A 17,801-nucleotide genomic window follows, 5' to 3' on the forward strand; every position below is an offset into this window, starting at 1 on the left:
CGCTCGGCGATCATGTCCGAACGACAGTTTAGGGCATCAGCCGGCGGCCGATCCGAAATATATTGTGAAAATACTGTGGGGCAGCACGGCTACACTCAGGACATGCCGCACGCGCGCAAGGCCGACACCACCGGCTGGAAAAACTCCTCGGTGATGTAATGGTCCTGAGCGATACGGCGATCGAGTTCCTCTGCGAGGTCTGGATTGCGGAAACGAGGAATGCCAAGCTCAGCCGCAGCTTCGGTGAGATTGTGCGCACGGACGGAACGTCCTTTGCACACGAGCCTTGGGACCTGTGTCTCGCCCGGAACATAACGCAGCCCGACCATCACATCGTCGCCCTCGATGACCACTGTTGCGCTTTCGATTCCTCCCCGCCCTCCACCGTGCGCCAGCGATTGCCGCTGACGGCGTTGCGCAGAGCGCACCTCCGGCAGGCCTTCCTGGTCTCTCCGCTCGCGCTTCGCCTCGCTTCGTGTCATCCGCATCTCGCGCATGAACAGTCCGCGCTGCACCAGAACGTCGATAAGGCCGCCCACCATCAGCATGACTATTGCCGCGACGAGGAGCGGTGCCATGACCGCCCCGGTCACTGGCACGAGGCACGAAAGACCGCATCCTGGCGTGTGAACCAAGGAGTTGAGCGACATCTCGAGGACGAAAACCGAGATCGTGACGAGGAGGGTCGTCTTGACCAGACTCTTCACCAGCTCGATCAGGCTCTTGAGCGCGAAAATCCGCTTCAAACCCTTTGCGGGATGCAAGCGCTCCGCGCGGGGCTTGATAGGGTCAAGGCTGAAGACGATCCCCTTGGTGACGGCGACGTTAACGACGAGGGACATTAGGACGACGATGGCCGCCCCCCTTGCAAGGTATGGCACGGCGGCTTCGTACATCATCGTTCCGATCGTGCCCGCAGCTTCCCGAAACGGTTGCCCGCCCGCATCGCCCACGAGCATCATGGCTCCCCGTAACCGCGCGAAAAGCTCCGGCAAGATCAGCCAGAGATAGAGCAGCATGGACGACAGGCATGCACCGGCGACCATATCGGTGCTGCGAAAGACCTGTCCCTTTTCGCGCGCCTTACGTAACTTCCGCTCGCTCGGAGGCAGCGTCCGCTCCTCAGTGCCGCCATCCTCACTCATCGCAGGAACTGCCCTAGTTGGTCCAAGATTCCGGTCAACTCTCCAAGCTGAGTACCGAAGTGATCGAGCAGAAAGGCCGCATAGAGCGGCAGAACCAGGAAATAGACCAGGTTGCGCGCCGCCATCGAAAGATCGAACACATTCAACTGCGGTGCGAAACGGGCAATCACCATCAGCGCGAACATCGCAACAAACATGGCCGCCAGCACTGGAAATGCCAGGATCAATGCCAACTGCAGCACGCGGACGAGCATTTCCAGCGCCAATAGGCCGCTCTCCGCGCGCAGCAGAGGCGCGAGCTCAATGACCGGCCAGAGCCTGTAGCTGCCATAAAGGGCTTCGACGACGCTATGAAAGCCGTCGGCTGCGACGAACAGAACCACCGCAGCGAGCATAAAAAGCGTACCAGACGCGGTGGACTCGGTCATGGCGTTGGGATCCTGAAGCTGGGCATCGGGCGCCTGACGTTCGTAGTCGAGCAGGTCGCCCGCGACCTCGGCGGCCCAGAACGGGATCCCAAGCAGCAGACCAAGGAGCCCTCCGATGATCGCTTCCTTGAACCCGACCGCGACCAATCGCAATGTTTGCGTGCCGATCGGAGGAAGCACCTCAACAAGTCCGGTCATGACCGGTAGCGAGATCGCGACCACGAAGGCACCACGAATCGAGCCGGTCAGCCCGAGGCGAACAAACACGGGAAAGGTCATGACGAAGGCGCTGGGACGCGCGATGGCGAGCGCCAACGAAAGAAGATGACGGAAGACGAGGTTGGCCCCCGCCTCGATGCTGTCCAACGGCATGAGGTCAAGCCCCATCGCCACTCCGCGTCGCCCATATCCCTCCGAGCACGATGAAGGGAAGGCCCGTCAACGCGTCAGTGCAGGAAAATCCGCAAGGATCTGATCGGCATATTGGATCAGCGGTGCCGCCAACACTGCGCCGAACACCGCCAGCGTGGCCACGACGGCAATCAGTTTGATCGTCTGCGGCAGCACCTGATCCTGAATCTGGGTTGCGGCCTGAAGAATTGAGACGAAGAGGCCAACAACCATCGCCACACCCAGGGGAGGCATGGCAAAGATGAGAACGACCGTCAGACCCCTGACCAGATGATCGACGATTGTCGCTTGGCCCATTGCTTCCCCTACCCATCTCGCAGGCTATCCGTAACTCAACACCAGGCCATGCATCAGCTTGGACCAGCCCTCGACCATCACGAACAAGAACAACTTGAATGGGACGGAGATCGTCGATGGCGGCACCATCGACATGCCAAGGGACATCAAAACCGCGGACACCACGAGATCAATCGCGATGAAGGGCAGATAGAGCAGGAAGCCGATCTCGAAGGCGCGCTTGAGCTCCGAGCTCATGAAGGAGGGAACGAGAATAACGAGATCTTCGCTCGACAGCTTGGCCCTGCTGCTATCGGGCCATAAGCTGCCGGTGGCAGTGACGAAAAACTCTCGCTCCGCGACCGTCGTGAACCGGCTCAGATGTTCGCGAATTGGCTGGCCTGCCCGCTCAGCAGCATCTTTCCAGTCGGTAAAGGTTTGAAACTCGCTGGGACGATCATTGACGCGCTCATACACGGTCTGCACTAGCGGCGCGCTGACATAGGCCGTCAGAACCAGCGCAATGGCATAGAGCACGAGGTTTGGAGGCGTCTGCTGCACTCCCAGCGCGTTCCGGATCAGGAACAGGACCACGGCGATCTTGACGAACGATGTCATCGTCACGACGACAAAGATGACAAGGCCAAGTCCGGCGATGACCGCGAGAACAGCGAACAAATTGAACTGGGTCACGGCTTCAGCTCATTCGTGATTGAACAATCTGTTGATCCGCACGCCGATTGCCTCGCCGATCCTGACGATCTCGCCCTGCCCGATCCGCCGATTCCCCGCGTGAATCTCAATTGCATGTCGCGGATCCCGACCGAGATTGAAGACATAGCCCGGCGCGATCATGCGCAACTCGCCGAGAGGTATCTCGAGCTGGCCGATCTCAAATAGGAGCTTGATCTGGAGGTCGTCCAGGCTCACATCGTCTGCGCCTGTATCGACGCTTTCATGTGCCGTCATGTCCACAGCCGTCCAATGATGATGAAGATCGCCTCTGATCTGGTGCAACGTGTCCACCACTGTCGCGTCGCCTCCCTCGAAGCGGCATGAGGTGAGACGACGCTCGCCGAAGACGGCGGCGACGCGTCCACCCGGCATCGCGTGTTCGATGATCACGACGTCTCCCGGCCGTAAGCTCGCAAGCAAGCGGGCGCTGACGCGCGTAGCACCAAGCCGGAAGGCCGCGCAGATCGGAACTCCGGCGGCAGCAGCCGGACCCAATGCTTGAACTTGATTTGCCAAACGGGATTCGTATGGCTCTGCTAAAGACAGGTAAGCACTGAACGATCGTTCGCCAAACCTGCCGCGACACGGGATTCCGATCGAGTCCGGAACGCTGCCATCGAAGGAAGCATGCGTGAGGATGACGGGGAGGCCGAGCGTCTCCTCGATTGCATCAAGTATGGCGGCGCAGGCGAACTCGATCAGAAGCAGCAGATCGGGCTCGGCGAGCGTCGTTCGAGGCGGACCATCAATCGCCTGCAGCGTTGCATCGATCACCTCGACAGGCAGACTTACGGCGCATGGATCACCGCCGATCGTAAAATGCAGACGACACGCCGGCCGACTCGAAACGCCCGAGGAGGCGCCCGAGAAGGAAATCCGCAGCGGCAGACCCGCCAACTCGCAGGTGAGTTCAGCCAGTCGCCGACACCAACGACGGGCACGTAGAACATCAGCAATGGATAGCACGTCCGGATGAAATTCGGTGATCTCACCGTCAGGCGCTCCGCGCCCGCGAGCGGGGAATGGCGCGTTCATGCTTGCCGCCCCGCCGCCCTGCCGTCCGAATTAGCCATCTCCTCTAGCAACGTCTCACGGCTCTCGTGACGGCGACGTGATTGCTGCGATAACTCATCCCACTTGCGACGCCTCCGATGAGCCTTCACGAATTCGAGGCGTAGACCCTGAACTTCGTTACGCGCCTGGTCGAGCGTACGGATGCTCGCAAGGCGCTGCTCGGCAAGCGCCATTGCCAGCGACTCGAGGCGCCTGAGTTGCGCGTCAAGTTGGGTGATCTCCCGCGCGGAAAATGGACGCCCTACCATCTGCTGGTAGATCTGACGTTCGCGTGCGCCACGCGCCGCTGCTTGCAACGCAACCGCATGATTGATCTGCGTCAATTCTGCAGCCGCTTCGACCTGTGCCTCCACGCCGCGCTGAAGCGCGGAATTCGCCCGCCGCTCCCTCTCTCCGAGAACGATCCGCATCCTGCGTATGCGCGTGAGCAGTGGATCGTACCTCATGACGCGAGCTGCTCGAGTTGATGGATCGTGCGATCCCACGGAACGGCCTCGCCGAGGCCCTGCCGCAGAAAGGACTTGATAGCATCCTGCTTGGCGATCGCCTCATCGGCGATCGGATCTGATCCGGCCTTGTACTCCCCAACCTGCAGCAGGAACTCAAGCTCTGCATAGCGAGCTATGAGTTCACGCATCCTCCTGGCTGCAGAGCGATGACGGCTCGTCACGACCTGATCCATGACGCGGCTGAGGCTGGACACGATGTCAATCGCAGGGAAATGCGCCGACTGTGCGAGCTTAGGTGACAACGCGATGTGCCCGTCCAGAATGCTGCGCGTCTCCTCCGCGATCGGATCCGCGGTACCATCCCCCTCAACCAGCACGGTGTAAAATGCAGTGATTGAGCCGGCGACTCCGGGACCGGACCGCTCGAGCAACTCGGGCAATGCCGCAAACACCGACGGCGGAAAGCCCCGGCGCGTCGGCGGCTCGCCCGCGGCCAGTCCGATCTCACGCAATGCCCTCGCAAAGCGAGTGACACTGTCCTGCACCAGGAGCACGCGTGCGTTGCAATCCCGGAAGTACTCCGCGATCGTCACGGCGACATAGGCAGCAGTGACGCGCTCCGTCGGCGGCCGGTCGGAGGTTGCGACAATCACGACTGATCGCGCCCGAGCCGCTCCGGCCAGGCAGCGCTCGACCATTTCTCGAACTTCGCGCCCACGCTCGCCAATCAGTGCGACAACGCAGACGTCGACGTCCGCGTTCTGGACGATCTGGGCGACAAGCGACGATTTGCCCGCGCCGGGTTCGCCATAGATGCCGATCCGCTGCCCCTCGCCGCAGCTGAGCAGACCATCGATCGCCCGGATGCCAAGTGACAAAGGGCCGTCAACGAGCCGCCGGGCCAAGGGCGCCGGCGCAGCTCCGCGGACTCGTCGAATCTGGTCGAACTCGGGCCATCCTCGTTCCTGAACGTCGAGAGGGCGCCCGAGCCCGTCGACGACGCGGCCGAGCAGCGCTGGCCCAACCATGATGCCGAGGGCCTGCCTTGTCGAGACGACTTCCGTTCTTGTTGAGAGACCCGCCACGTCTCCGAGAGGCGTCAGCAACGCGACACCGCCTTCGATGCCCACGATCTCGGCCTGCAGATCAGCCGAGGCGTGGGCAGAACGGAGCAAACAGATATCGCCAACACGCGCATCGGGAACGATCGCCCTGATGAGGGCCCCCGACACCTGAACCACGCGCCCTCGGATCGGGCGCAGTTGCGAACGGCCTGCAGCTTCACGCAACTGCGGCAGGATTCGCGCGAGTCGGTGCGTGGCAGAGCCTGCCGGCATCATGGCTCCACCCCCTCGAAACCGGCACGCAGCGCCAAGGCGAGCTGCTCCAGTTGAGCGTCAACGGAAACATCGATCTGCCCGAACTCGCTCCAAAGCATACAGCGCCCCGGCGCAAACTGCGGGTCCGACACGATGGTGAGCTGGTCGGCCCCATCCTCCAGCAGCGTGGCCACTCGTACACGGATGGACTCCATCTCCTGCGGCGCAGTCATCAGCACGAGGGCCGTACCGGAACGCATCTCTTCGAGTGCTCTGGTGATGGCGCGCGCGGCGAGATCGTCCGGCTCAAAACCTCCGAGGATCTCCCTGATGATCTCGACGACGAGCGTGATAAGTTCGTCTTGCAGTTCGGCGACGAAATCATCAACCGTGACCTTCGTTTCCGCAATCAGGCGGGCCGCCTCCTCAACTCCCGCGAGACGACCATCCTCGAAGCCTCTCATGCGCTGCTCTTCGAACGCGAGCCGGGCCTGCGCGGCGATCTGCTCGCATTGCCGCCGGGCGTCGGCAAGAGAGGCAGCCGCGGAAAACCAGGTCTCCGCCTCTTCGGCTCGAACCACGGGTCCGAGCGGATGGAACGTGCCGGCAGGCTTGTCACTCTCGGGGGCTTTCACGGCACCATCCCATCGGCTAGAACGCGATCAACAATCTCCGGACCAAGCTGTTGGTGTCGCCGCGAGACCGAGGAGCCCAGCGGCGAGTTAATCGGAAATCGAAGAAGGATGCGGCTGCGCAAGGTGGCGGGGAGTCGCCAGATTGCGGCATTGAGACATTGCATCCCATCACCTCGGATGACGTCCGCAAGCGCAGATGGATTCGGGGGGCGATCGGGTTTGGGCGACAGATCGATATTGGCGAGCGCGACCTTGTGGAGTCGGGAATCGAATTCTCCGAGATGCTCCCGGAGCGTAGTCTTGAGGACCGTGGAACGAATTGCGTGGGCATGCCAAACACCGCCGGCCAGCTCACCGACGCGGCATAGCTGCTCGCAGTCGAGAAGCGCAATGCGACTGCGCGTGTCAGCGACGTCGGCTGCCGTGCAGCAATCAAGCTCATAATGCACAACGATCCGCTCTGAGATATCTCGGTGGAGTCGGTCGCAGGCGAGTATCCGTGCGGCAAGCCCGGGCGAAACGCCCGGTACGCACGCGAGAAATCGTTCAACGTGGATGTAGCGTGCCGGCAATCGGCAAAACGTGTCCATATCGATCACCGGCCGATGCCCCACCGGCGCGCCGGGTTCGCAGCCGCCGCCGCCCTTCGGATCACGCAAACCAAGGGATGCTCCAGGTTGCACAAGCCTACTCATTTGCCGGCCACGCCCACTTCAATCGCACTAGGATACGACGCGCAGCGGATCACGCGCCGGCCTTCGCGCCTCCCGACGCGGCGCGTTGCGTTGCGCATATCCCACGCGTGCCCGGCGCCAGAGCTGGAAGATTCCGATCGATCCCAGCAGCCCCGCCCCTACCGCGGCTGACACCTGCAGGATGAGCGGACCGTCACGCAGGGCAGATCCGTCGTGAGATAGAACGGATGCCGTCGTCTCGATCGACGTGGAAGGGCTGACTTCGACGGGATCCGAACTGCCACGCACGAAAACCACGGCCACCCTGTCGTACGTCAGTCCTTCGACACTGTTGGCAATGAGGGTCTTGATCTGCGGTAGGAGCACGGCGATTTCGGCGCGCGCGTCATGCTTGATGAACACCGATGCCGCCGACGACGGAACCTGATCGTGACGCAACGGGTCTATCTTAGGCAGCACCACGTGGACTCGGGCAGAGATGACTCCGTCGATCTCCATGATCGTCCTTGCCAACTCTTGATTGAGCGCGTGGATCAACCTGACTCGCTCCTCTGTGGGTGACGACACCAGACCATTGCTTGAGAATATGCTGCCCATGTCTTCGAACTTCGCATGCGGCAACCCGGACGCATTCAGCAGCGTCACAGCGTCGGCAAATCGCTCCTGCTCGACCCTGACAGTATTGCTACCGTCCTTTGCCTGGAGTCGGTCGGCGGCGATTCCGTTGCGCAGCAGAAGGGCCATCATCAGATTAGCCTCCTTCTCGCTCAAGCGGCTATAGAGCTCGCCCTTGCAACCGCTCAGCATGAACGCCAAGCCCAGCACCAGCGCCAAATTCAATCCGTGCCCTCGAGCGGCCAGCCATTGTTTGCCGCAACCGACCATTCTCATTGTCCCTTCAAGAACGTGTTGAAGATTCGGGTCGACTCGGTCGAGATTTTCGACATCAGCGTCGCCTCAATGGCAAACGAGAATGCGTGCTCCAGCATTTGCAGGGCCTGACGGCCCGCGTCTGGCTTGTCCACTCCCAGGGCCGCTCCGCCAATGTTGGAAGATGCTGGACCGGATGCTGCCGGCTCCGGCATGAGATTGAGCTCGGGCGCGGCATTGCGCTGGACCCGCTCGTACGAGCTCTCCATCCACTCCATCACCTTGCCGCCGAGTTGGTCGACGGCGTGCTCAGGCTCCATAGGCAGTTTAGTGACCGATCTATGCAGAGCGTCCTGAAACGACTGCTGGGCGGCCGCTCCGGGCTCAACGGCTCCGAAACTGACACCAACTGTTCCGGAAGCTGCGACGCCACCCAACGGCGCAACCGTCGTCATATCGCCGCTCCATGCCGTCTCAGGACTCCTCGTGCTTTCGCCATTGCTCACTCCAAACAAATAATGACTCACAAGGACAGCCGGGCCATGGCTTGCACAACAGATCAGACAGAGCTTTGCACAGCACCCGGCGGGGCAGAGCATAATATTTTCCTAATATATTCTCCGACGCACCCGCGACCGCTGTGATTGAATGAGACGAGCTGATAGCAACAAGTACATGTGAGTCTGCTCGTGGGTACGCGCGATCAACTACACGATTGCCACGATTGTTCCGCGACAAGGTCGCACGAAGGCCACGTTTTTCCATGCGACCATTTGGCATCTCGGGTTCTGGTCCCATTGCGCAGCGTGGCTGCGATCGCGACCGTCTGCCTGACGCTCTCGGCGACTGCAATCCACACCACGTCCGCAGACGCGGGTGAACCTGCTTGGCCGACCGAGTCCTACAGGTACACCATCGTCGACCAAGACCTTGGCAACGTTCTTCAGGAATTCGGACGGAATACCGGCCTGCGGTTAGAGGTGAGCCCGGACGTACGGGGACGTGTGCGCGGGCCTCTGCCTGAACTCAAGGCCAGAGAATTCATCGAGCATCTATCCCGGAACTACGGACTCGACTGGTATTTCGACGGCTTTCGGATCTATGTCACCAGCAACAAGGAAGCTTCGAGCAGGCTCGTTCAACTCGGTGCCGTGCCGCTCCAGCGTCTCGAAGCCGCACTTCGCGATCTCGCGCTCTCCGACGCGCGATTCTCACTCAGATCCATCAAGCAGGCCGACATGGCCCTGGTCTCGGGTCCCCCGCAATACATCCAAGCGGTGGAGCGTACGCTCGCAGCACTGCAGCCTCGAGCTGACCAGCCATCGTCAGTCACCGTCTATCGCGGGGAGCACGTCCAAGTGGTCAAGCTCAACGCCCCAGGCGACGTGCCATGACGCAAATCAACGGGTTCGCAAGTCCTGCCAGATCGACCGGACGGATCAAAGGAGTGTCAGAATGGCCGTAGAAGCATCGAGCATGACGACCGCGACGGCAAGCGCCCCGAGCAGCAGCGAGGCAGTCTCGGCTGAGGATCAAGCAAAGTTCGAGGAGGCGTTTCTCAGCGCAATGCCGCAGGCGGCCGCGTTCATGCTCATGACTGTTGCTCAGGACGGTATTCAGGAGATGGCATCCGTCGGCGACGAGAATAGTGCAACCCCGGATCCGTGACGGAGCATGCCGACCGACGCCTCGTTAGACCCTTTGCTCAGAACAAGACAGATAAGACATCGGATCGCAAACAAGGAGAGAGTTGCATGTCTAGGGTCAGCTCCCACGCATCATCCTCACGTGAAGCTCACACCGGTCACATGATGGGTCCGCACGGACACGCGTCGTCCTGGCCCGGCTTTGCAGGATTTCAGCCCACGTCCGGCGGGTCGTCAGCTCATCCGGCTCATCGCTGTGATGCGGGGGATTGGTGGCCGTCGTCGATGCCGCCCGCCTCGCAGCAGCAAGATCCGCGGACGTCTTCCATAGCATCGGACGTTCTTGGATTGGTCGCGGACGCAAAGACACCTGCAGACAAGGCGGCTCTGATCTCGGCGGCCATCAGCATCCTGAGGGGCGGACCGGGCCAGTGCGACGCGCGGAACAACGGCCGCGTTGCCAAGATCCTTGGTGACCTGACCCATCAGATCACGAATTCCACTGGGCCCAGCGATCCCGCCAAAGGTCAGCTGCTCGACGGGATCGCGAAGATCCTGAAGCAACTCGTGTCCGGCCCATCCCATCAACCCGGCGCGAACAGCTCGATACTCAAGACGCTGAATCAGCTCGTCAGCCAAGTCTCAGAGGCAAAGGGCCTTGACCAGGCGACGAAGAACAACATCCTCGACAAGCTTTCCTCGATCATTCTGCAACTCGCAGATTCAAGCTCGGGATCGCCATGCGACCGCTCCGCGGAACACCTCTCGGCCGACAACCATATCACCGACAGAGCTGAGTAAAGCAACGAGGCCTCATTCTCGCAACGCGACGAGGGCGATGAGACCAGGACGTTGAAGGAAGCCGCGAGAGGCGCACCTCGCAAGGTGCGCCTCGGGACGGGATCGAAGCCGCCGCTTCAGCCGAGAGGTGATCAGCGTAGACAACGCTAACGATCACTTCCCGGCTGGAGGGCATTCCCCGACAGCCCAATCCTCAACGCAACACAAGCATAGAGAGATAAAGCGATGTCCCACTCAACAGGCTCCGTTTCTTCGACGACGTCATCGAACTCGAGCATCGATAGCGCGATCGCGAAGATGAAGAGTGCCTTCGACGAAGCGATCAAGACGAATGCCGAGATCACGACCAAGAAGACGCACTGGGGATCGATCGAGACGGTCGCGCAGCAGCGCCCGAACGTCGGCTGATCCAGCGATCGCCCTCGGACAGCTACCAACCGCTTACGGCACGGGGCGTTCGTACCGAGCGCTCCGCTGCCAACATGGCTGCTAGGTCCTGATGGAGAGGCAGAGAATGCCGGCATCACCGTCCCCATTCGAACTCACGATCCGATCGGGCCTTCATGCCGGCGTCCGGCAAGAACTCGACGCCGGGACCTATCTGGTGGGTCACTCGATGGACGCCGATGTCGTTCTCATGGATGACTGTCTGGCTCCTTTGCACGCGCGGTTCGCGCTAGAGGCGGACTGTTGCGAAATCGAAGGCACCGCGGATAATGTTCTGCTGAACGGCACCCTGCTCGGTGCCGGAGAAGCACGGATCAGTCGTTATCCGGCCGATGTCGTTCTGAATGGAATTCAGCTCCGCTGCACCCGCAAGCGCAGAACGACCCGCTATACCTTCTTGAGGTATGGACTCGGCACCGCCGCGATCCTGGTCTGTCTAGCCCTGCTTCTGCAGGGATTTCCCGCTGGTGCGGACAAGGTGCCCGGCGATGGCGGCTATGCCACAGCTGAGCGGCTGAGATCCCCGCGCTGCGACTCCGATTGTTCGACGAAATATCCGAGCAGGCACGCGCCCAATTCGCCCGCCCCCACCCTTACCCCCGCATTACTGCCCGGCCAAGACAGAACGGGACGGGCCGGCGCGGAGCCCGGCGCGCCGGTGGCGGATTTGAACGGCGCGGCGGACGCGCTGCGCCAGCGATTGCTGACTGCAGGCCTCACGACCGTCGAGATTGTCAGCGACTCAAACGCCATCACGGCGAGAGGAAACATTGAACCCGCGGCGTTAGGCAGGTGGCGCGACATTGAGCGATGGTTCGACGGCACGTTCGGCATTGCCATCGTGTTGACGAGCCAGGTTGAGGCGAAATCTGTAAAGCGTAGCGCCCCTTTGACCGTTCAGGCGATTTGGGCCGGAAATGGGCCGTATGTCATTGATGGACGCGGTCAGAAACTGTTCGCAGGCGCCGTTATCAGCGAAGGGTGGATCGTCGATCGAATCGAACAAGACCGGGTCGTATTGCGTCGCGGCGCAGACCTGCTCGCCGTGAGCTTGTAAGACCATGCCGCTCTGCGTTTCGATCAATGTGACGAAGGTTTCGATCCCGCTTGGATGGAACCGCAGACTATGACGGCCATTGTCGAGAGCTTGACCCGCTGGTCGAACGACAAGCGCGAGCTTCTCGTCGTCATCCTGATCGTCACCACGATCATGGCGATGATCCTGCCGATTCCGACGGCGCTCGTCGACGTCATGGTGTCCGTCAACATCGGCGCGTCGATTCTGTTGCTGATGGTGGCGTTCTACTTGAACGCCGCGGTCGAGTTCTCCGCACTTCCGGCAATCATTCTCATATCCACGGTGTTCCGGCTCTCGATTTCCATCACCATTACGCGCCTAGTGCTCAGCCAGGCCGATGCCGGATCCATCGTTCAGACCTTTGGCGAGTTCGTCGTTTCCAGCAATGTCGTGGTTGGGCTCGTGGTGTTCCTGATCATCACGATCGTCCAGTTCGTCGTTATCACCAAAGGATCTGAACGGGTCGCCGAAGTTGCTGCCCGATTCACGCTCGATGCGCTGCCAGGTAAGCAGATGAGCATCGATGCCGACCTTCGCAACGGCGACATCAACCAGGCCGAGGCCCGGCGCCGCCGACGCCGGCTGGAGCGCGAGAGCCAGCTCTACGGAGCGATGGACGGCGCCATGAAGTTCGTCAAAGGTGATGCGATCGCCGGTCTCATTATCATCGCCGTCAACCTCGTTGGCGGCATCGTTGTCGGCACCGTGCAGCACAGGCTGCGTATCAGCGAAGCGATCCAGCTCTACTCGTTGTTGACGATCGGCGACGGCCTGGTCTCCCAAGTCCCGGCGCTGTTCGTGTCGATGGCGGCGGGAACGGTCGTGACCCGGGTTGCGACAGAAGCGCCGAGCAATCTTGGTTCCGAGATCATGGAGCAGATCACGTCGCAGCCGCAATCCCTGCAACTGGCCGGTCTCATGATGCTCGGGCTGGCGTTCGTACCGGGTTTTCCGGCGCCGATTTTCCTTTTTATGGCCACCGTGTTCGGCGGCTCCGGCGTTGCGATGCTCTTGGCTCGGCGGCGCGCACAACGAACCTCCGGCACGGCGCAACGGTCCGACCCGTCAGAGCCCGCGAGAAGTTCGCGGATCGCTATCCCGGTGGCCAAGTCTGCACCGATCATGATCCTCGCGGAAGCCGCCTTGTGCGATGAACTGCGGAGAGCCGGTATTCATGATCGGATCAGGCGGACACGACAGGACGTGGCAGACTGGCTCGGATGCGCCTGTCCAGGAGCGGCAGTCGATGAAAGCAGCGCCCTGGCGCCCGGTCATTTCAGGATCGAGCTGCATGGCGTGCCTCTTCTGCTCTCGTCCGGTGAACTGGATCAGCCGGCAGCCCGAACGGCGGGGGGACCGGCCATCTCCGCAGTCGATGCCGAGCTGCGGCGCGTTCTTGTCCGCTATGCGCCAGAGTTCCTCGGCATACAGGAGACCAAGCGCCTGCTCAACCAGTTAGAGGCTGACTACGCCGACTTGGTGCGCGAGGCCTTGCGTGTGGTCCCTACACAGCGCATCACCGATGTCCTTCGCCGGCTGCTCGACGAGCGGGTCTCCATCCGCAATCTGCGGCTGATTCTTGAGACGCTGGCCGAGTGGGGAATGCGGGAGCAGAGCAGCGTCATGCTGGTCGAGCACGTGCGGCTGGCGCTGCGCCGGCAGATCTGCTTCGAAAGCTCAGGCTTTGATCGGACCTTGCGCTGCTTCGTGCTTGATCGACAGACAGAGGAAGCGATCCGAACGGCCGTGCACGCCCTCGATGAAAACGCTCAGACGTCTCTCGATCCTGCCGTCAGCACGCGCCTGCTTGATGCGTTGACCCGGCAGCTTGCCGACGTCGATCATCTTGCCGCATCGCCGAGTATTGTACTGGCCTCCGCCGACCTGCGCCGGGTGGTCTGGACGCTGCTTGCGCCGTCCGGTCTCAATGTGGTCGTGCTCTCCTATCAGGAAATCTCAAAGGACTTTCGGGTCGAGCCGATCGCCGTCCTTGGATTGGATGAATCACGCGAGCAGACTGAACCTTCCCCGATCTCGGCGATGCAATGAACCAGTCAACCCGCGACGACACCTGCGAGGTTTCGAGACCTGAACTATAAGACAGTGCAATATCCGTAGGAAGTACATGCGTAGCTCTGAAGGCCGGGAAACCGCGTTCAACAACCATCTGAAACCAAGTGCCGGTGTTTGCAGGCGAATGGCGCTGGCTGGCGGCATCGCCGGTCTGCTCTGCGCCTGTTCGTCGCTGAGCCCAGACATTGGCGGACCGGTGCCGACGCCCACGACCGCACGCGCCTCGGTCGAGGGTCGCAATCTCCCGGCCTCCACGGCAGCCGCAGCAGCTCCCGCCAACCAAGTCGCCGGGATGGAAGACAAGGACGATCGAATCAGAAAAGCGCGAAGCGAGCTCGCCAGACATCAAGCCGAGCCCGCCCTGGCAATCTTCACCAGCGTGCTCACCTCGGACCCCGAGAACATTCCGGCGCTCAACGGTCTCGGAGTGGCTCTCGACATGCTCGGCCGCCACGACGAAGCTCAGACAGCCTATCGTCAGGTGCTCGCAATCGCTCCCGCCGACATGATCGCAAGCAACAATCTGGGACTATCGCTTACCTTGACGGGCCGGTACGCCGACGCGATGACGGTTCTGCGGCCGATCGCGCTCGGTGAGAGCGCCTCGCCTCGTGCACGCCAGAACCTCGTGATCGCTATGGCGCTGAGCGGAGATCGCGATGGCGCCGCCAAGCTTGCGCGGGTCGACCTTCGGGAAGAGGACGTGAGGCTCAATCTCGAGATGCTCACGGCGATGCGGCGCTGACGATGGGACCGTTTCGAATTTCGCCATCCGCCTGGCTGACCTCGATCGTGGTGATCCTTATGATGCTGGTTCATTGCGCGCCGGCGTCATCCAACGCGCGGCAACAGGTGCGGATCTACGCGTCTCAGGGCGAGATGCTGACCTTGCCCCGTCCGGCTTCCAAGGTCTTCGTCGCCGAGCCGGCTGTTGCGGACGTCCAGGTCGCGGCCGCCAACCGCGTCTTCGTTTTCGGCAAAAAGCCCGGCCGTACGACGCTCTTCGCGCTCGACGATTCCGGCGCGACCGTCGCGACGTTCCGGATTGCGATTGCCTATGACGAGAGTGATCTACGGCAGCTGCTGCGAGCTCAATTCGCAGACCTCGACGTCAGGCTGTCGCGGACGCCGCGCGGCGCGGTGCTGAGCGGGCTGGTGCCCAACGCCGACATCGCCGAGAAGGTCCGCTCCACCTGCGCGCAGTTCCTCGGCGAGGACGAGGTGCTGCTCAATCAGTTGAAGATCGGCGGGAGCACGCAGGTGAACCTGCGGGTCCGTATTGCCGAAGTCTCGCGCAACGCGGTGAAGCAACTCGGCGTCAACTGGGAGGCCGCAGGCTCGGCCGGTGGCTTCAGCTTTGGGCTCTCGTCGGCGGCCTCAGGGAGGATCAATACGCCGGCAAATGGCAGCTACAGCGTGACTGCCATCGTGGATGCGCTCGCTCAGGAGGGACTGGTTTCAATCCTGGCAGAACCGACGCTCACCGCTGTTTCGGGTCAGAAGGCGAACTTCCTGGCAGGCGGCGAATTTCCGATCCCCGTCGCCCAAGGGCTGGACCGCATCTCGATCGACTTTCGTCGCTACGGCGTGGGACTGGAGTTCACACCGACGGTGCTTTCCGATCGTCTGGTCAACCTGCAGGTCAAGCCCGAGGTCAGCGAGCTCTCGAACGAAGGCGCCCTGATCATGAACGGCGCCCGCGTCCCGAGCCTGATTACCCGGCGGGCGGAGACCACAGTCGAGCTCGGCAGCGGGGAGAGCTTCGTAATCGCCGGACTGCTGCAGAACAAGTTCAACACCGGCCTGGACATGTTGCCGGGGCTGGGCGACCTGCCGGTACTGGGGGCTCTGTTCAGGTCGACACAGTTCCGGAAGAACGAATCCGAACTGATCATCATCGTCACGCCGACGATCGTTCGGCCGATCAGCGAGTCGGCGCGCATACCTGTCCCGACCGACTTCGTCGGACCACCTTCCGAGCTGGAGCGCATCATATTCGGCCGTCTTGGAACGACACGCCCCGGGGCAGGCCCGATCGAGGTGCCGGTGCCGGGCCGGAGATTGCGTGGCGATGCCGGCTTCCTGATCGAATGACGGTCCTCCAAGGAGCGATAAACATGGCACCGATCAGAAGCGGCCTCGCCATCGCCCTCGCGGTGCTGGCTGCAGGCTGCGCTGTGGACCGGACGGCACCGCCACCGCAGCTCGCAGGTGAAACCGTTCATTACGTCTACGATGTACCTGCAGGACGCTGTTCTGCGGCGAGTTCCGGCGTCGAACACTTCGTGGCCGCGACGGCGAATGGCCGCCCTGAAAGCGTCCGTGCCTGGATCGAAGGACCGCCGGGGCCATGCACGGCGGCGATCGAGCATTCCATCATCCGAGCCGGCGTGGATCGCTCCCACGTCAGGCACGACGTTGCCTCGGCAATGCACCACGCGACGCGTGTTCACATCGATCGCCTGCTCATCAGCTCCGTTCGCTGCCATCTGTCGGATGGCTTCAATCGCGGCATCTTCGCCGACAATACTGCCGATCCGGCCCTCGGCTGCAGCACGGCTGCGGCCCTTGGCGGCATGGTTGCGGATCCGGAGGATCTTCAAGCCGGAAAAGGACGCAGCCGCGCGGAAGGGGAACCGGCCACCCGCGCGGTCGCGAATTTGCGCGGGGAGCAACCAACCCGTGCCGAACCAACCGGCGAGGACCACCCGCAGACCACGGCTCATCCCGCGCAATGATTGTTCAAACCGGAGAGCTCAGCCGTCGCCATTCCGACCTGGAGAGACCTCAGCGTCGCACGTTGCTTAAGGATAAAGCGGAGGCGATGGTGCCGTTGATCCGCAGATTTCTTGATCGCAAGCCCTCGGAGAGCTCAAATATTTTCCTGCGAAAGAGGTCGGGGGCGAAGTATCCAGAGGAGGTACGCCTCCGACTTCCACGTGAAGACGCGGTCGGGTTCGAGACAGCGGATCTCGACGTCGCAGCGTCACGGCGCGCTGGCTCAGCTGCCAAGTTGTACGTGTTGGATTACGCGGCTAAGTCGCTCTCTCCCTCGGTCTCTTCGAGTTCACTGCACGAAGAAGCCTCTGTAGGAAGCGGACGAGAGCGGCTTTTCGAGAACTTCGGTCCAAAGCATGCGCCGTTTAGTTAAAATCCGTTCCGTCAAGGAGGCCTTGAATGTAGCCAGAGATTGTGTCTGCCGCCATGGTGAGCGCCGTATCAAGCGTATGGATGTACTTGCTGGTCACCGAACCTTTGGCATGCCCACGAGCGCAGCAATGGCTACCTCGGTAGAGCCGAGGTCGTTGGCGATACTCGCGAAGCTATGACGTAGAACGTGCGGGGTGATGTCCCATAGCGGGGAGTGTTCAAAGATGTGCTTCCATTGATTGGGAAGCTGCCGAACGCATTGTCATCGCCTTGCCCCGGGAACACGTATGTGCAGGAAGTATCTTTTCGCTGGCGCGAGCATTCTGATCGTCGCGTGCCACCATCGCAGCAGCCCTAGGGCGGCATGAAGATGTGCCGCGTCGAACCATCTCGATCTTCACGGCCTGGAGCAGCGGCGATAGCGCAAAGTTGCGCTCAGAACCGTAGTGCAGACTCCAGTACGCGCGGCGAGAGGTTGACCGGCGCGCCGCAGTCCTGCAAGAAAGCGACACGATGACGACCTCGCCCTTGATCCTGCCGGACGCTGCCGAGGGACGCTGGCTCCTGGT

19 protein-coding genes and 1 pseudogene are annotated in these 17,801 nt (G+C 61.7%); 8 read left to right on the top strand and 12 right to left on the bottom strand.

Features of this window, described 5'->3' with window-relative positions; all coding sequences use genetic code 11:
• Positions 1–95 precede the first annotated feature (95 nt).
• The 11 genes from QX070_RS04985 to QX070_RS05035 all read right to left on the bottom strand — a co-directional run bounded on the left by QX070_RS04985 (position 96) and on the right by QX070_RS05035 (position 8,492).
• Positions 96–1,145, bottom strand: coding sequence for an EscU/YscU/HrcU family type III secretion system export apparatus switch protein (locus tag QX070_RS04985; protein ID WP_315735417.1), 1,050 nt, complete (start codon positions 1,143–1,145; stop codon positions 96–98).
• Positions 1,142–1,960, bottom strand: a complete 819-nt coding sequence (gene sctT / locus QX070_RS04990) for a type III secretion system export apparatus subunit SctT (RefSeq protein ID WP_315735419.1) — start codon at positions 1,958–1,960, stop codon at positions 1,142–1,144. Before sctT ends, QX070_RS04985 begins: the two co-directional genes overlap by 4 nt.
• Positions 1,961–2,011: 51 nt before the next feature.
• On the bottom strand, positions 2,012–2,281 hold the full coding sequence (gene sctS / locus QX070_RS04995; protein ID WP_315715074.1) for a type III secretion system export apparatus subunit SctS: 270 nt from the start codon (positions 2,279–2,281) through the stop codon (positions 2,012–2,014).
• 24 nt (positions 2,282–2,305) lie between these two features.
• Positions 2,306–2,953, bottom strand: a complete 648-nt coding sequence (gene sctR, locus QX070_RS05000; protein WP_315735421.1) for a type III secretion system export apparatus subunit SctR — start codon at positions 2,951–2,953, stop codon at positions 2,306–2,308.
• A gap of 9 nt (positions 2,954–2,962) precedes the next feature.
• Positions 2,963–4,030, bottom strand: coding sequence for a type III secretion system cytoplasmic ring protein SctQ (sctQ, locus tag QX070_RS05005; protein WP_315735423.1), 1,068 nt, complete (start codon positions 4,028–4,030; stop codon positions 2,963–2,965).
• Entirely contained in the window at positions 4,027–4,479 is a 453-nt protein-coding gene (locus QX070_RS05010; protein WP_315735426.1) for a hypothetical protein, read from the bottom strand. The genes sctQ and QX070_RS05010 overlap by 4 nt, the downstream gene beginning before the upstream one ends.
• A gap of 32 nt (positions 4,480–4,511) precedes the next feature.
• A complete protein-coding gene (locus QX070_RS05015) occupies positions 4,512–5,855 on the bottom strand; it encodes a FliI/YscN family ATPase (protein ID WP_409999121.1) in 1,344 nt (447 codons plus the stop codon).
• A complete protein-coding gene (sctL, locus tag QX070_RS05020) occupies positions 5,855–6,472 on the bottom strand; it encodes a type III secretion system stator protein SctL (protein WP_315735430.1) in 618 nt (205 codons plus the stop codon). The genes QX070_RS05015 and sctL overlap by 1 nt, the downstream gene beginning before the upstream one ends.
• The gene (locus QX070_RS05025) at positions 6,469–7,131 is read right to left on the bottom strand and encodes a SctK family type III secretion system sorting platform protein (RefSeq protein ID WP_315735432.1); all 663 of its coding nucleotides are present in this window, start codon (positions 7,129–7,131) and stop codon (positions 6,469–6,471) included. Before QX070_RS05025 ends, sctL begins: the two co-directional genes overlap by 4 nt.
• Positions 7,132–7,194: 63 nt before the next feature.
• Positions 7,195–8,058, bottom strand: a complete 864-nt coding sequence (gene sctJ, locus QX070_RS05030; RefSeq protein ID WP_315735434.1) for a type III secretion system inner membrane ring lipoprotein SctJ — start codon at positions 8,056–8,058, stop codon at positions 7,195–7,197.
• The gene (locus QX070_RS05035) at positions 8,055–8,492 is read right to left on the bottom strand and encodes a hypothetical protein (protein WP_315735436.1); all 438 of its coding nucleotides are present in this window, start codon (positions 8,490–8,492) and stop codon (positions 8,055–8,057) included. Before QX070_RS05035 ends, sctJ begins: the two co-directional genes overlap by 4 nt.
• Positions 8,493–8,843: 351 nt before the next feature.
• Between QX070_RS05035 and QX070_RS05040 the strand changes: the two genes are divergently transcribed.
• The 8 genes from QX070_RS05040 to QX070_RS05075 all read left to right on the top strand — a co-directional run bounded on the left by QX070_RS05040 (position 8,844) and on the right by QX070_RS05075 (position 16,820).
• The gene (locus tag QX070_RS05040) at positions 8,844–9,431 is read left to right on the top strand and encodes a nodulation protein NolW (RefSeq protein WP_315735438.1); all 588 of its coding nucleotides are present in this window, start codon (positions 8,844–8,846) and stop codon (positions 9,429–9,431) included.
• A 61-nt stretch (positions 9,432–9,492) separates the two neighbouring features.
• Positions 9,493–9,705, top strand: coding sequence for a hypothetical protein (locus QX070_RS05045; protein WP_315715064.1), 213 nt, complete (start codon positions 9,493–9,495; stop codon positions 9,703–9,705).
• A 326-nt stretch (positions 9,706–10,031) separates the two neighbouring features.
• Complete coding sequence (locus tag QX070_RS05050) at positions 10,032–10,484, top strand: hypothetical protein (protein WP_315735440.1); 453 nt, start codon at positions 10,032–10,034, stop codon at positions 10,482–10,484.
• A 514-nt stretch (positions 10,485–10,998) separates the two neighbouring features.
• Complete coding sequence (locus QX070_RS05055) at positions 10,999–11,988, top strand: FHA domain-containing protein (protein WP_315735442.1); 990 nt, start codon at positions 10,999–11,001, stop codon at positions 11,986–11,988.
• 69 nt (positions 11,989–12,057) lie between these two features.
• Complete coding sequence (locus tag QX070_RS05060; RefSeq protein ID WP_315735445.1) at positions 12,058–14,058, top strand: flagellar biosynthesis protein FlhA; 2,001 nt, start codon at positions 12,058–12,060, stop codon at positions 14,056–14,058.
• Positions 14,059–14,134: 76 nt separating this feature from the next.
• Complete coding sequence (locus QX070_RS05065; RefSeq protein WP_315735447.1) at positions 14,135–14,827, top strand: tetratricopeptide repeat protein; 693 nt, start codon at positions 14,135–14,137, stop codon at positions 14,825–14,827.
• A gap of 2 nt (positions 14,828–14,829) precedes the next feature.
• Entirely contained in the window at positions 14,830–16,176 is a 1,347-nt protein-coding gene (locus QX070_RS05070) for a type II and III secretion system protein family protein (protein ID WP_315735449.1), read from the top strand.
• Entirely contained in the window at positions 16,173–16,820 is a 648-nt protein-coding gene (locus tag QX070_RS05075; protein ID WP_315735451.1) for a hypothetical protein, read from the top strand. The genes QX070_RS05070 and QX070_RS05075 overlap by 4 nt, the downstream gene beginning before the upstream one ends.
• Before the next feature lie 297 nt (positions 16,821–17,117).
• Here the strand turns inward: QX070_RS05075 and QX070_RS05080 are convergent.
• Positions 17,118–17,532 (bottom strand): annotated as a pseudogene (locus QX070_RS05080) (tyrosine-type recombinase/integrase); the annotation flags it as partial.
• Between the last annotated feature and the right edge of the window lie 269 nt (positions 17,533–17,801).

The sequence above is a fragment of the Bradyrhizobium sp. SZCCHNR1093 genome (assembly GCF_032381175.1).
GTDB lineage: Bacteria > Pseudomonadota > Alphaproteobacteria > Rhizobiales > Xanthobacteraceae > Bradyrhizobium.

Coding starts and splice junctions, on each gene's coding strand:
- QX070_RS04985 (WP_315735417.1), bottom strand. CDS start 1,145: ATGAGTGAGGATGGCGGCACTGAGGAGCGGACGCTGCCTCCGAGCGAG.
- sctT (WP_315735419.1), bottom strand. CDS start 1,960: ATGGGGCTTGACCTCATGCCGTTGGACAGCATCGAGGCGGGGGCCAAC.
- sctS (WP_315715074.1), bottom strand. CDS start 2,281: ATGGGCCAAGCGACAATCGTCGATCATCTGGTCAGGGGTCTGACGGTC.
- sctQ (WP_315735423.1), bottom strand. CDS start 4,030: ATGAACGCGCCATTCCCCGCTCGCGGGCGCGGAGCGCCTGACGGTGAG.
- QX070_RS05010 (WP_315735426.1), bottom strand. CDS start 4,479: ATGCGGATCGTTCTCGGAGAGAGGGAGCGGCGGGCGAATTCCGCGCTT.
- QX070_RS05015 (WP_409999121.1), bottom strand. CDS start 5,855: ATGCCGGCAGGCTCTGCCACGCACCGACTCGCGCGAATCCTGCCGCAG.
- sctJ (WP_315735434.1), bottom strand. CDS start 8,058: ATGAGAATGGTCGGTTGCGGCAAACAATGGCTGGCCGCTCGAGGGCAC.
- QX070_RS05035 (WP_315735436.1), bottom strand. CDS start 8,492: ATGACGACGGTTGCGCCGTTGGGTGGCGTCGCAGCTTCCGGAACAGTT.
- QX070_RS05045 (WP_315715064.1), top strand. CDS start 9,493: ATGGCCGTAGAAGCATCGAGCATGACGACCGCGACGGCAAGCGCCCCG.
- QX070_RS05055 (WP_315735442.1), top strand. CDS start 10,999: ATGCCGGCATCACCGTCCCCATTCGAACTCACGATCCGATCGGGCCTT.
- QX070_RS05060 (WP_315735445.1), top strand. CDS start 12,058: ATGACGGCCATTGTCGAGAGCTTGACCCGCTGGTCGAACGACAAGCGC.
- QX070_RS05065 (WP_315735447.1), top strand. CDS start 14,135: ATGCGTAGCTCTGAAGGCCGGGAAACCGCGTTCAACAACCATCTGAAA.
- QX070_RS05070 (WP_315735449.1), top strand. CDS start 14,830: ATGGGACCGTTTCGAATTTCGCCATCCGCCTGGCTGACCTCGATCGTG.
- QX070_RS05075 (WP_315735451.1), top strand. CDS start 16,173: ATGACGGTCCTCCAAGGAGCGATAAACATGGCACCGATCAGAAGCGGC.